The sequence below is a fragment of the Metabacillus endolithicus genome (assembly GCF_023078335.1).
Classification (GTDB): domain Bacteria; phylum Bacillota; class Bacilli; order Bacillales; family Bacillaceae; genus Metabacillus; species Metabacillus endolithicus.
Genome location: NZ_CP095550.1, coordinates 4,228,408 through 4,240,945, shown reverse-complemented (window position 1 = coordinate 4,240,945; position 12,538 = coordinate 4,228,408). Strand labels below are relative to the sequence as shown.

General features: G+C 35.1%; 11 protein-coding genes, 1 tRNA gene, 2 pseudogenes and 1 riboswitch. Of the genes and pseudogenes, 4 read left to right on the top strand and 10 right to left on the bottom strand.

Annotated features, from left to right (window positions below; translation table 11 throughout):
- Nucleotides 1-3: 3 nt before the first annotated feature.
- Both proB and proC read right to left on the bottom strand, forming a co-directional pair.
- A complete protein-coding gene (gene proB, locus MVE64_RS21465; RefSeq protein WP_247341182.1) occupies nucleotides 4-1,134 on the bottom strand; it encodes a glutamate 5-kinase in 1,131 nt (376 codons plus the stop codon).
- 77 nt (nucleotides 1,135-1,211) lie between these two features.
- A complete protein-coding gene (proC, locus tag MVE64_RS21460) occupies nucleotides 1,212-2,063 on the bottom strand; it encodes a pyrroline-5-carboxylate reductase (protein ID WP_247341180.1) in 852 nt (283 codons plus the stop codon).
- 385 nt (nucleotides 2,064-2,448) lie between these two features.
- Here proC and MVE64_RS21455 point away from each other — a divergent pair, with 385 nt between their 5' ends.
- Nucleotides 2,449-3,207: a SurA N-terminal domain-containing protein gene (locus tag MVE64_RS21455; protein WP_247341179.1), complete on the top strand. Its 759-nt coding sequence runs from the start codon at nucleotides 2,449-2,451 to the stop codon at nucleotides 3,205-3,207.
- Nucleotides 3,208-3,293: 86 nt separating this feature from the next.
- Nucleotides 3,294-3,379: transfer RNA gene (locus tag MVE64_RS21450), tRNA-OTHER, on the top strand.
- 6 nt (nucleotides 3,380-3,385) lie between these two features.
- Here the strand turns inward: MVE64_RS21450 and MVE64_RS21445 are convergent.
- The 8 genes and pseudogenes from MVE64_RS21445 to MVE64_RS21410 all read right to left on the bottom strand — a co-directional run bounded on the left by MVE64_RS21445 (nucleotide 3,386) and on the right by MVE64_RS21410 (nucleotide 10,474).
- The gene (locus MVE64_RS21445) at nucleotides 3,386-4,396 is read right to left on the bottom strand and encodes an ABC transporter substrate-binding protein (RefSeq protein ID WP_247341177.1); all 1,011 of its coding nucleotides are present in this window, start codon (nucleotides 4,394-4,396) and stop codon (nucleotides 3,386-3,388) included.
- A pseudogene (locus MVE64_RS21440) lies at nucleotides 4,393-5,147 on the bottom strand (ABC transporter permease). The gene MVE64_RS21445 and the pseudogene MVE64_RS21440 overlap by 4 nt, the downstream one beginning before the upstream one ends.
- Nucleotides 5,144-5,914, bottom strand: a complete 771-nt coding sequence (locus tag MVE64_RS21435) for an ABC transporter ATP-binding protein (RefSeq protein WP_247341175.1) — start codon at nucleotides 5,912-5,914, stop codon at nucleotides 5,144-5,146. Before MVE64_RS21435 ends, MVE64_RS21440 begins: the two are co-directional and overlap by 4 nt.
- A complete protein-coding gene (gene tenA / locus MVE64_RS21430; protein WP_247341173.1) occupies nucleotides 5,907-6,581 on the bottom strand; it encodes a thiaminase II in 675 nt (224 codons plus the stop codon). Before tenA ends, MVE64_RS21435 begins: the two co-directional genes overlap by 8 nt.
- 37 nt (nucleotides 6,582-6,618) lie before the next feature.
- Nucleotides 6,619-7,911, bottom strand: coding sequence for an acetylornithine deacetylase (locus tag MVE64_RS21425; RefSeq protein ID WP_247341171.1), 1,293 nt, complete (start codon nucleotides 7,909-7,911; stop codon nucleotides 6,619-6,621).
- Nucleotides 7,912-8,047: 136 nt separating this feature from the next.
- A riboswitch (TPP riboswitch) is annotated at nucleotides 8,048-8,147 on the bottom strand.
- An 89-nt stretch (nucleotides 8,148-8,236) separates the two neighbouring features.
- Nucleotides 8,237-9,213, bottom strand: a pseudogene (locus MVE64_RS21420) (bile acid:sodium symporter family protein).
- A gap of 180 nt (nucleotides 9,214-9,393) precedes the next feature.
- A complete protein-coding gene (locus tag MVE64_RS21415; protein WP_345740676.1) occupies nucleotides 9,394-9,927 on the bottom strand; it encodes an NUDIX hydrolase in 534 nt (177 codons plus the stop codon).
- A 22-nt stretch (nucleotides 9,928-9,949) separates the two neighbouring features.
- Nucleotides 9,950-10,474, bottom strand: coding sequence for a CBO0543 family protein (locus tag MVE64_RS21410; protein ID WP_247341169.1), 525 nt, complete (start codon nucleotides 10,472-10,474; stop codon nucleotides 9,950-9,952).
- Between the two features lie 163 nt (nucleotides 10,475-10,637).
- Between MVE64_RS21410 and MVE64_RS21405 the strand changes: the two genes are divergently transcribed.
- Together MVE64_RS21405 and MVE64_RS21400 are read left to right on the top strand one after the other, a co-directional pair.
- Entirely contained in the window at nucleotides 10,638-11,483 is an 846-nt protein-coding gene (locus tag MVE64_RS21405) for a hypothetical protein (protein ID WP_247341167.1), read from the top strand.
- A gap of 8 nt (nucleotides 11,484-11,491) precedes the next feature.
- Entirely contained in the window at nucleotides 11,492-12,394 is a 903-nt protein-coding gene (locus MVE64_RS21400; protein WP_247341165.1) for a VanW family protein, read from the top strand.
- The last annotated feature ends 144 nt before the right edge of the window (nucleotides 12,395-12,538 follow it).

Below are 12,538 nucleotides of genomic sequence, written 5' to 3'. Positions count from 1 at the left end.
CTTTTATACTCCTACAGGCAACGACAATTCAAGTTCACATACTAGATCATCAAAATGGACAACCTCTTGCTTTTTAGCACCTTCACCTGAAGCCTTTGCTATCTTTTCTAACTCTTCATTTGAATAGTTCACAACACCTAAACCAATTCTTTCTCCTTCATGATCAAGAATTCGAATAACTGCACCCTTTTCAAACTGCCCTTCCACTTTTTCAATGTCTGATGAATAGATGCTGTGTTTATGATCAACAATGGAAGTTCTTACATTTTGATTAATTGTTACTTCTCCCTCAGGACCGGAATGAAAAGCAATCCATTGTTTTTTCTGATTTAAGTTAACTGTTTCGTTTGTTACTTCAAAATAGGTTCCTTTGGCTTCTCCGCGAACAGCATCGCCAAGAATATTAGGGATCGTTGCTTTTCCTAAGAAGGTCGAAATACCAGAGGCCATCGCAATCTTTACGGCATCTATCTTCGATCTCATACCACCTGTTCCTACGTTGCTACCTGATTCACCGGCTCCCTCTTCGATTTCAGGGGTAATTTCATATACTTTCTCAAGTAATTTTGCTTCTTCATTTTTTCGAGGATCTGAATCGTATAAACCATCTATATCAGATAAAATCATTAATTGATCAGCTTCTACTAAGCCGGCAACTTTTGCTGATAACGTATCATTATCACCAAACTTCAAGCGATCAACTGTTACAGTATCATTTTCATTAACAATAGGAATAATGCCACGTTCTAATAAAACATTTAGTGTATTACGTACATTGTTGTAGCGTTTTTCATCTGAAAAATCACTTCGTGTAATTAAGATTTGTGATGCCACATATCCGTGCGATAAAAAGATCTCTGAATATGCCTCAATCAATAATCCCTGCCCTATAGAAGCTGCTGCTTGTTTTTCAGGTAAAGATGTTGGACGGTCAATACAACCTAGCTTACGATAGCCTGCTGCAACAGCACCTGAAGAAACAAAAACAATTTCATGTCCTTCGTCCTTTAGTAAGGCAATTTCATCAGCTAATTTCTCTAGTTTACGTCGACTAATTTCACCGTGTCGACTTGTTAAAGAACTGCTTCCTACTTTTATTACAACCCGTTTTTTTTCGTTGTCTAGGGTCGTCATGATATCACTCCTGAGTCGTATTTATCTCTCTAAATCCCTTGTTTCTATCATTCTTTTAGTCTCGTAAAAAAATGAACTTATTTATTTGATGAGCTAACTAGTAGGCTCTCTTGAATTTGTTCACTAATTTCTCTTGAACGTTTTGCTGCGTGTTCAACTGCCTTTGCAATGGCCTTACCCCCGCCATTTTCATCCAATGCGTCTAATCCTGCAGCTGTTGTACCGTTTGGTGAAGTAACTTTTTCTCTTAGTACAGTTGGTGTGTAATCTTGCTCTTGAACCATTTTTGCTGCACCTACAATGGTTTGAGCAATGATTTCTCTAGTTGTTTCCAAATCAAAGCCTGCTTGTGATCCTTGCTTTTCCATATGCTCCATTAAATAATAAAAATAAGCTGGGCCGCTTCCTGCAATACCCGTAAAGATATCCATATCCTTTTCTTCTATTGTATAAACCTCACCGATGTAACCTAATAAGTCTTGAGTTAGTCGAACATTGTTTTCTGATGTTTCATGACCTGGGGATATGGCAGTAGCTGACTCACCGATTGCACTTGACGTATTCGGCATCACTCGAACTACTTGCTGGCCATTATGAAGGTTTTTTTCAAGATATGTTGTTGTAATACCTGCTAGAACTGATAGTATGAGTTGATTTGGTTTGATATGATCTTTAATGCCCTTTAATGCTGTATCAACATCTTTTGGCTTCATTGCCAATATAATGACATCTATTTGATCAAACGGTAAATCTTTCAGTTTGATTCCTTTGATACCATAATTTTCGTTTAATGCAGATAACCGTTCTTCATTGGAACGATTTGTCGCAATGATATTTTCTGTTGGAAATTCAGATTTGACTAATCCTGATATCATAGCTTCTGCCATCGAACCTGCGCCTAAAAATGCAACTGTCTTATCGTGTAGCATCTCATCTCTCCAATATCGTTCGTATTTTTGTTCGTATTTTTCACTCACGATTTAATACTAACATGATGATTTTCATAATCAAGGTCTTAGAGAAATGTTGTGAGTATTTCTTCCAATTAGTTAGTGTAAGCGTTACCATTGATAGGTAATTTCTCTTAAAAGCTTCTCAGACGACTCTAACGCTTCTTATCCGTTTATTTAAGGATTTGTTTTGAGTTATTATTCAAAATTTTTATGATATTCACCCATCTGCCAAAATGTGTAATCTTTTCAAAAAATCTGTTATGGTTTATATGTAAACCTTTTATTTTTCCTTTAGTTGTTATACAATTCCAATTATGTACATAAGATATGTCCTTCTATAGGGACGAAAGGGGTATACAAAATGAAAAAATATTTATTAACGGTTTTAATAGGGTTGCTTTCACTCTCTCTTGTAGCGTGTAATACCGATGAAGAAAAAGAAAAAGCTAGTGAAGAAACTAAGACATCTGAAAAAGCAACAGAAGAAAAAGCTGATGTAGATGCTGAGGAAATGCAAAAAAAGCTTGAAGCTCAAAAAGTGGAAGAAGGAAAAGTTGTCGCTGTTGTAAATGGTGAGGAAATCAAAGGAAATCAATATAATGAGGCCTTAAGTATTTCTCAGATGCAATTTTCACAATTAGGACAAGACTTAACAACAGATGATATGGCAAAGCAAATTAAAGACTATACGCTTGAAAGTCTTGTTGGACAAACATTATTATTACAAGAAATCGACAAAAAAGGCTATGAAGCTTCAGAAGAAGATATTAACAAACAGTTAGAAACTTTAAAAGCAAGCTATAAAACAGAAGAAGAGTTTGAGGAAGCGTTAAAAACGAATAATTTAACCTTGGACAAGCTAAAAGAACAAATTGCTGATACAGTAAAATATGATCAGTTTGTTAAAAATGATTTGAAGGTAGAAGAAGTAAAAGATGATGAATTAAAAGAATATTATGATTCAATGGTAAGTTCGGCTGGTGAATCTAAGGATACTCCAAAATACGAGGAAGTAAAAGATACTTTAAAAGCTAATCTTGAACAACAAAAAACACAAGAAAAAGTAGCTACAAAAGTGGAAGAACTTCGAAAAGCAGCAGACGTTGAATTAAAAATATAATGTAAAAAGAGATGTGATCCCCACATCTCTTTTTTATTTTCTCCATATGGTGTTATAAAATGAATATTTATGAACATAATATTATTGGACTTGTAGCTCAAGTGGATAGAGCAGTCAACAGTTTTGTCGTAAATTGTTGTACATCTTGTGGGTTCAAATCCCACCAAGTCCTTTACCTTTACTCTACTATATTCACAAAAATATCTTCAACCTCAGGTTCTGTTTTAATTAATCCTGCTTCCTTCATCCAGCTTATTGTACTTTCCCATTGATCTTGGTCCTGACTTCCAAATCCATTCTCAGATTTCATCAGTGGTAATAATATTTCCAGGCTTTCTGTTTCTACTTCTTTTACTAAAGGAAAGTTTGCTTCATCTTGGTTATTTAGAAGAATTTCTAAAGCTTCTTCAGGGTGGTCCGCTGTAAATTCATATCCTTTTGTAGCAGCACGCCAAAAGGCTGTAATACTTTCTTGTTCTTTTTCCCATGTTTTGTCGCTTGTTACTGCTACTAACTCATAGTAATTAGGAACTCCATATTCTGTCGGGTTCATGTTTCTTGTGTTGTGTCCTTCATGAGCTAATACAGGTACTTCATGATTTATATACGCACCAATTACTGCATCTACTTTTTCACTAACAATTGAAGATCCTAATTCAAAGCCAACATCTATCATCTCAACTTCTTCAGGGTTTCCACCATCAGCTTTAACCATAGACTGAATTAATGATTCATTAAGTGGAATACCAGGAAAGCCAACTGTTTTTCCTTCTAAATCTTTTGGAGTTTGAATTTCACTGTCTTCCATATAAATAATTCTGTTTAATGGTGAACGAACAATTGCACCAACTGATTTTATCTTTACATCCTGATTGGCACGAGCAATAATAACATCTGGTTGATACGATATGCCAAGCGTGATTTTCCCTGCAGCAGCCAAGTTGATCGGATCTGTTGGATTAGCAGGAAATTGAATATCAACATTTAATCCTTCTTCTTCAAAGTATCCTTTTTCCTTAGCAATATATAAATAGCTATGTACAGCATTAGGATACCAATCAAGCATAATACTTACATCCTTAAGTTCTTTCGCTTCTTCATTTACACCTGTTGATGTGCTATTGTTTGCACCACAAGCTGTAAGTAATCCTAATACTAAACATAAGAACATTAATAAAAACTTCTTCATTCTGTTTTCCTCCATTTTAATGTTTTTTTCTCTAATGAGCTTACAATGACAAATAAAAAAATTCCGACTGCAGATAAAATAATAATTGGCGCAAAAACCCCTGCTCCATCAAACTGAGTCATCATTCGTCTACTAAAATACCCCAACCCAGCCTGAGCACCGATCCATTCTCCAATTGCAGCACCAATCACGCTTAACGTTACAGCCACTTTCAATCCAGAGAAAAAGTAAGATGCACTTCCAGGTACTTGCAGCTTAAAGAAAATGTCTTTTTTTGTCGCTCCCATAGTTCGCAAAAGATCTTTATATTCCTTAGTTGTTGCACGAAGGCCATCATACGTATTTACTGTTATTGGAAAAAAAGTAATAAGCACCGTAACGACAACTTTACTCCATATCGTATAGCCAAACCATAAAACAAAAATCGGTGCCAATGCGATAATTGGAATTGTTTGTGACGATATAATAAGAGGATAGAAGGTTTTTTCTACTGTTTTATTTATACTCATCCATACAGCAAGCCCCCCACCCCAAATAAAATAGAAAGGGATAGTCCAATCAAGATAATAAGAAAGGTTGCAGGTAAGTGTTCTAAAAACAAAGGTACTCTTAATTCCCATATCTTTAATACAACATCTGTTGGTGTTGGCAAAATGAATTTCATGTCTAAAAGCCTTGCACCAGTTTCCCAAACTACGAGAAGCAAAATCGTTAGTGCGCTAGAAGCACCATATTTTTTAAAAACTCTCATGTTTTCGTCCTCGTTCGTAAATCTTCAAGCAACTCATCTTTTAAAGAGATGACCTCCGGCCGGTTTAAATCTTTCAATGTTCTAGGACGTTCTAGTGGAACTATTATTTCTTTTAAGGTCGTGGCAGGTGTTTCTCTAAATAGAAGAATACGATCAGATAAAAACAATGCTTCATTTACATCATGAGTGATGAATACAATCGTTTCTTTTCTTTTTTGCCATTGTGTGAGTAGCCATTCCTGTAAAGATAACCTAGTGATTGCATCTAAAGCACTAAACGGTTCATCCAAGAGGAGAATTTTTGATCCGCTTAAAATTGTTCTTAAAAACGACACCCTCTGGCGCATTCCTCCAGATAATTCACCAGGATAGCAATCCTCTGCACCTTTCAACCCAAACTCTTCCAATAACTCACTAACCTTTTGAAGAGCCACGTGTTTTTTTACTCCTTTTATCTCTAATGGAAGTACTGCATTTTCCATAATTGTCCGCCACGGTAAAAGTAAATCCTGCTGTGGCATATACCCGACCTGGCCAAGTCGATTTATAGCTAGTCGATTTCTTAAGAAAATCTCTCCCTCTGAAGGCTGCTCCAACCCTGTTATTAGCTTAAATAATGTACTTTTCCCGGAGCCACTTGGTCCTATAATGCTTATAAATTCTCCTTCACGAATATGTAGATTCATATTTTTCAAGACTTGTGTTCCATTAGAGTGCTCCCCATATTGAAAGCTTATATTTTTAAATTCAAGAGCTGCATTATTCATTAGTTGGCCACATCGTTTCCTTATAGGCCATATCCCAGAACATGTACTCAAATCTAGTAGTATTTAAAAAGATTTCTTCTAACTTCACTAATTCTGACTCTGACTTACCTTCTGAGAGCTCATCTATTAACTCAATACACCATGTAGCTAATTGACCAAATTCATCAGAAGCATACATCGTAATCCATTCACCATAAAATTCATGTTCGCTTGCCCCTTCTATTTTCTTTAAATCTTTACCAATTTCCCAATAACTCCACATACATGGGAGTAGAGCGGATACCAATTCGGCAAGTGTTCCATTTTGACTAACATGAAGCATGTAATGAGTATAAGCCAGAGTTGTTGGAGAAGGTTTAGCTTCTTCAAGCTCTTCTGTAGTAATACCAAATTTCTTTGCATATTGTCGATGTAACTCCATTTCTTCATTTAAAGTAGAATTCAGTAACGCTGCAAATCTCCCCATTGTGTGTAAATCTGTAGCTTTTACAGCACCTAAGGCAAAAACTTTTGCATATTCAATCAAATACAAATAATCCTGTATCATGTAAAACCGAAATTTATCTTTTTCAAGAGTACCATTCCCCATTCCCTTAACGAATGGGTGATTATGATTACTTTCCCAGATTGGTAGAACCTTTTCGTATAGCCTTTGACTAAATTTCATTACATTTCCCCTCTTTCTATTATTAAAAGTGTACTACCTACTCGACAGTAAGTTCACTTTTCTTAGAATGACACCATTCATAGATGAAAGCTAAAATAACTTTTGTGTACTCGACAAGTTCTTGTATGGAAAGTTGTTCGTTTACTGCATGTGCATGTTGTAATTTTCCAGGTCCATAAATAACAGTTGGAATTCCTGCATCTCCTAGCCATCCTCCGTCGGTTACGGTTGGAGAAACATCGACAATAGCTTCTTTAGATAGAATGTGTTCGTGGGTTTGGGATAATCTTTTCACACCTGGATGATTTGGGTCCACCTCTAATGAAGGAAAAATCTCCCCCCTGTCAACGATCATTGATTTTCCTCCCCATACAAATGTTGGAGGATTTTCCCTTAGCCAAGGATCTGCATGAGCTACATGAAGAATATGCTCTTCTATTTCTTTTATAATCTGCTCATGTGTTTCATTTGGATAATAATGAACGGTTATCCACAAACGACATTCATCAGCAATAAATGCTGCGTGTCTTCCCCCTTCGATTACCGCTGGATTGATTGTGTTTGTGCCAGGAGGATTTCCAGGGTAGCTTTTGGAAACTGCCCAATGTCTTTCAAGATCCTGTAATCCATGAATAATGTTTGTCATTTTTTCAATAGCACTGGCAGCAAAAAGTTTTCCTCCGGCATGTATCATTTGCCTTCTCGTTGCGTCATGATACGTTTTGTCACTCTTTACAGTGATCCAACCAGTAATAACGCCACCTTGTCCTTGAATATGTAAATCACTTGTATCCACCACAACAGCAAAATCTGCTTTATATCCCTTTTTACAGCATTCAAGAGTCCCAGCTTCTCCAACTTCTTCACCAATGACAGATTGTAAAATCAAATCACCAGGAAGCCTTATACCATGTTCATGTAATAACTGGATGGCAAACAATGCACCAGCTAATCCACCTTTCATATCAGCTGCCCCACGCCCAATAATCACATCATCTTTCACAATAGGAACAAACGGGTCAACATCCCACTTTTCATCCTCACTAACTTCAGCTACATCCATATGTCCATTAATAATCAAGCTGTTATATAAGGTAGGTTCCTTTCCCTTTAACACTCCAACAACATTAGGATCGTTTGGATACACATCCCACATATCAATGGAAAAACCTTTCTCTTCTAGAAACTCTGCAATAAATTGTTGTGCTTCTTTCGTATTTCTAGCTGGTGGTGCAGGTGTTTTATATTCAATCAATCTTTTTAATAAGGAAACCAAATCCTCCTTACGTTCCTCAACGATATTAATTAGCCGTTCTATTTGATTAGACAATGTTTTTCCCTCCTTTTTTAAAAGTACAGTAAAAAAAAACCACTTCTTTTTTAAGAAAAGAAGTGGTTTGAATCGCATGCTGGTATAGAAATTAGTTATTTTTATACTAATTATTACCAAATTGCGTTAAAGTCTTTATATTCAAACACCTCTTCCCTCCGCTAGTATTATCTAGATCAGGTATTAAGGGTCAAGGCGTTGGCCTCTCTCAGCTAAAAGCTCCCCTAGTGGTGAAATCTATCATTTTATGAAATTAGTAAGTCACATTATTTTTAACACACTCAGAAATATTTGGCAACATCTTCTTATCAAAATACACGTTCAATTATTGTGAAACGGGAATTGTTTCTTCAATTTGTTGCTTTTGTTTTTGATCAAAAAGATTAAATAAAAGACCAAATATTGATGCAAGCACTTGTTGAAACAACATTCCCAGAACAACAGGTACAGCTACAGCTGCAGGAAAATATTGAACAGCTATTACAGTACCCCTGCACTAATATTCCTCATTCCACCTGTAAACATCATAACTACTTTTGTTTCGCGGTCTCTTTTTAACAGAATTGACAGCATCCATGCTAAGAAATATCCAAAAGAAGCAAGGATAAAAACTGTAATAGCTATAATAACTAATTTTAAACTAAACTGTTTAAGATAGGGAGAAATAACTGCTCCATTCATCATAACTACACAAGCAAGTGAAATTTTCGAAAACGGAGCAAGAGTTTTCCCCGCTTTAACACTTTTCCCTTTTGTCATTAAATTTGTAAACATCCCTAAAATAGAGGGAATAACAACCATAAATAACAACCCATACATTATATCCATTGTATTTATTTGAATTTTTTGACCAACCAGAAAAGATAAAGTAAACGGAACAAGGAACGGTGACAACATTGTGTCAAACAAAATAATAGATAATGCTAAGCCTATATTTCCATTATAGATTGTGACCCATATAAAACTGGTAATTCCTGTTGGAATAACGCTAGCTAGCACTAATCCTGTCATTGTTAAATGATCATTTACAAAAAATGCGTGTCCTATTGTCCAAGCAAGAAGCGGCATAATAATATGCAACAGCAGTAAGATAATGAATAAAGGCAATGGCTTTTTTAATGCTCCTGTTAAAGAAGTAAAAGTAGAGTTAAGGCTACCTGAAAAAGTCATAAACGCAAATAGCCACGGAATTAAAAATGTAAGAGGTAAAAGATTTTCAGCAAGCATAACCCCTATAATCACACTTATTGGCGTAATAATAGGCATCCATTTTTCTAGTTGCCGATTAACTGTTTGAAGCATGAATCATTCTCCTAATCTATTCTGATAAAAACTATGTATATGACATTGTAACAGAATTAAGAAGAATGAGTATCAGTAAGGTACTTAATTAAGTAAACTATTTTCCCTTTATTTTCTTAATGACTTCCTTTATATAAGAATCCTGATGAGGAACAAAGTCTTGTTTTGTTACATTTATCTCTAGCTCCCTTTGCACTTTATGTGTATTTTCCAGAAAGCCTCAACCCTAATTTTTTCTAATTCTCCGAACCACAGTTTTTCAAATTCCTGTAATTCAGCTCTTACAACTCCCGAAACCTCCTCTTGTTGAAGATTGAATTGATCATTGCTAAGACAGGTCTGATATAAAAAAACATGACAGAATTCACGGTCCGTAAATTGATGTGCCTCTAGACAATCCTTAATGATGCCCAGAGAATTAAGATCATTAAACATTAGCTGTATCCCAAGTTCTTCTCTAACCTCTCTTACTCCATCTTGTACCGTTTCATTAGCCAAAATGTGACCCGCAGCTGTTATATCATATAGGGATGGGTAATCAGCTTTCTCATCTGAACGTTTTTGAAAATAAAGATACTGTACTCCCTTTTCCTCACGAACAAACCAGCAATGAAATGTTTCATGCCACAATCCTTGCTCATGAACTCTCTGTCGTGTTTCAATTCCCTGCCTATTTCCAAATTCATCAAAATAGGCTAACAATTCAGTTGTCATGATAAAATCTCCTTTTCATGTTTTAACGAAAAACAGATGACGGTACACCAAAAACCGTCCATAAAAACAAAATAAAAGCAAATGAAAGGATCCAAGTTATTAATGGACGATAATGATGCAATGCCAATAGAGAAAACATAGCACAATTGAACAATACTGACCACCATTCATTCCATCCATTATAATGATTTATTCCACCAAAGGAATGTGTTAAAAGTTCATTTGCTGTATAAATAAAAATCCAAACACCAATATATATAAACTGTTTTAAGCGCTCGATTGGAAAATTCCCTAAATACAAAAGAATTGTACATGGATATTTGATAAACATGATAAATAAAGATATATGGGTACCTGTAATTCCTAATTTTTCATCAAAAGGAATCGGATTAAACTTCCATAATGGAAAATAATCATAAAATAAAAAATGATATAACAAGTCACCTATGATAAAGAATAAGATAGTTGGGTAATATTCTCTCCAATTTTTCCAATCTCCCCACTTCCATGCAGCAAATATATACAGAAACCCATAAACAAAATTCATTATACTTCTCCAATATTTTCTTTTTTTACCTATAACTCTCCGTTTCAATTATTCTGTTTCATTTCTGCACAATTGATACCTTATATTCCCATTTTTATATAGCTATGATATAAAGTTTTTTACACAAAATAAGTGAAACAAGATTAATTTGGAGTGACTTTTTATGAAAAAAACATTGTTACTTGTTTTTCTTTTTATATGTCTTTCCCAAAAACAAGCATTAGCGGCAAATGATCAACCACGTCCCTACATTAGTTTTCAACCAGAGTTGCTAAGTTGGGATGTAGTAAATGAAATTATTCCAAGAAAATCATCTTTTACTGTTATTGATATTGATAGTGGGCAAAGCTTTAAAGTTCAAAGAAGAGCCGGAAGTGGACATGCAGATGTACAACCCTTAACAAAAGATGATACAAAAATGATGAAGAAAATTTATAACGGAAAATGGAGTTGGCGAAGACGAGCCGTTTTTATTCTCATAGACGATCAGTTAATTCCCGCATCAATGCATGGGATGCCACACGGAGCGGGGGCAATTCAAAATGGATTTCCCGGACATTTTTGCATTCATTTCTCAGGTAGTACAACACATCGCACCCGAAAATTCGACCTTTCCCATCATGTTATGATCTTAAAAGCCGCTGGAAAATTCGATGACTATACAGCATCTCTTTCAGCAGAAGAAATACTAAATATCTTTCTTATTACAGCCAAAAATCATGACAAGGAATTAATGGAGGGAATAAGCATTTCAAATATGAATAAAAATGATGGCTCTTATAATGTCCTCAACAATATTGAAGGGATGAAATGGAAAATAAAAAGGAGTCAAGAAGATCATGACTTCCCTTTTGTATCGACTTTTCCAGTTGAAACGAAAATATACCTAGATGAAGTTGGTCCTGTTAAAATAACGCAAACCTTCACCTTAATAAGAACTTCACTCTTTTCTCCATGGAAAGTAATGAGAGATCCATTCGTAACTGAGTTAGAAGAAAATGGGAGGTGAGTTTTTCTATGAAATATTTATTAACCATTCTTATGATTATGATCCAACCTTCTGTTCAATCTGAAAACTTATCTGTAACATTTGAAGGGAAAGAAATAACATCTCTTCATCGTTCAGAGCTTGCCCTACCATCTTTTGAAGGAGAATTTATTGACCAAGAGAAATTAGATGAATTTACCGCTTCTTTAGAATCAATTGTTTATGAACCACCTTATAATGCATACTTAGATGATCATGGTCAAATAAAGAGTGAAAAAATGGGGCATAAACTCGATCAAGAAAAATGGAAATCAATTGTTTATGCTACATACTTACAAAAAGGCTCAACCTCTATTGAAGTGCCTGTCAAAACGGTCTATCCAAAGGTTGACAGTGAACTTTTAGCATCTATTAAAGCAAAATTGATTAGCCATTACGTAACTTATTTTAATAGTAGAAACATGGAACGGTCACATAATATTAAGTTAGCATCTGAAGCAATTAATAACCATGTCGTTTTTCCTGGAGAGACTTTTTCTTTTAATGCTGTTGTTGGTAAACGAACCATTGAAAAAGGCTATTTACCTGCTCCGGTAATTGTAAGAGGAGAACTATCAGAAGGGATTGGTGGAGGTATTTGTCAAGTCTCCTCAACATTGTTTAATGCAGTTGATCAAGCCGGAGTAAAAATAATTGAGCGATACTCCCATAGTCGTAGAGTCCCTTATGTTCCTTCAAAACGCGATGCTACTGTAAGCTGGTATGGACCTGATTTTACATTTGAAAACGAACATAATCAACCGTTGCTTATTCAATCTAAAGTGTACGGGGGACAACTAGTGATTAAAGTATATTCCTCAGAAACATTAGAAATTAAGCAACAAAATATTCAAAGTGCTCCAAATCAACTACCAGAAGAGGAAAGATTATAATAGTGATGTAAATAAAGGAGTAAAGATCTGTTTGCAATTGAATTCTGATCTTTATTCCTTATGCATTTCAACTAAATAGCATATAAATGAATAAAAGTTCTTTGTTCATGTTATAATCCTCAGTAAGTGACCCTTACTATATAA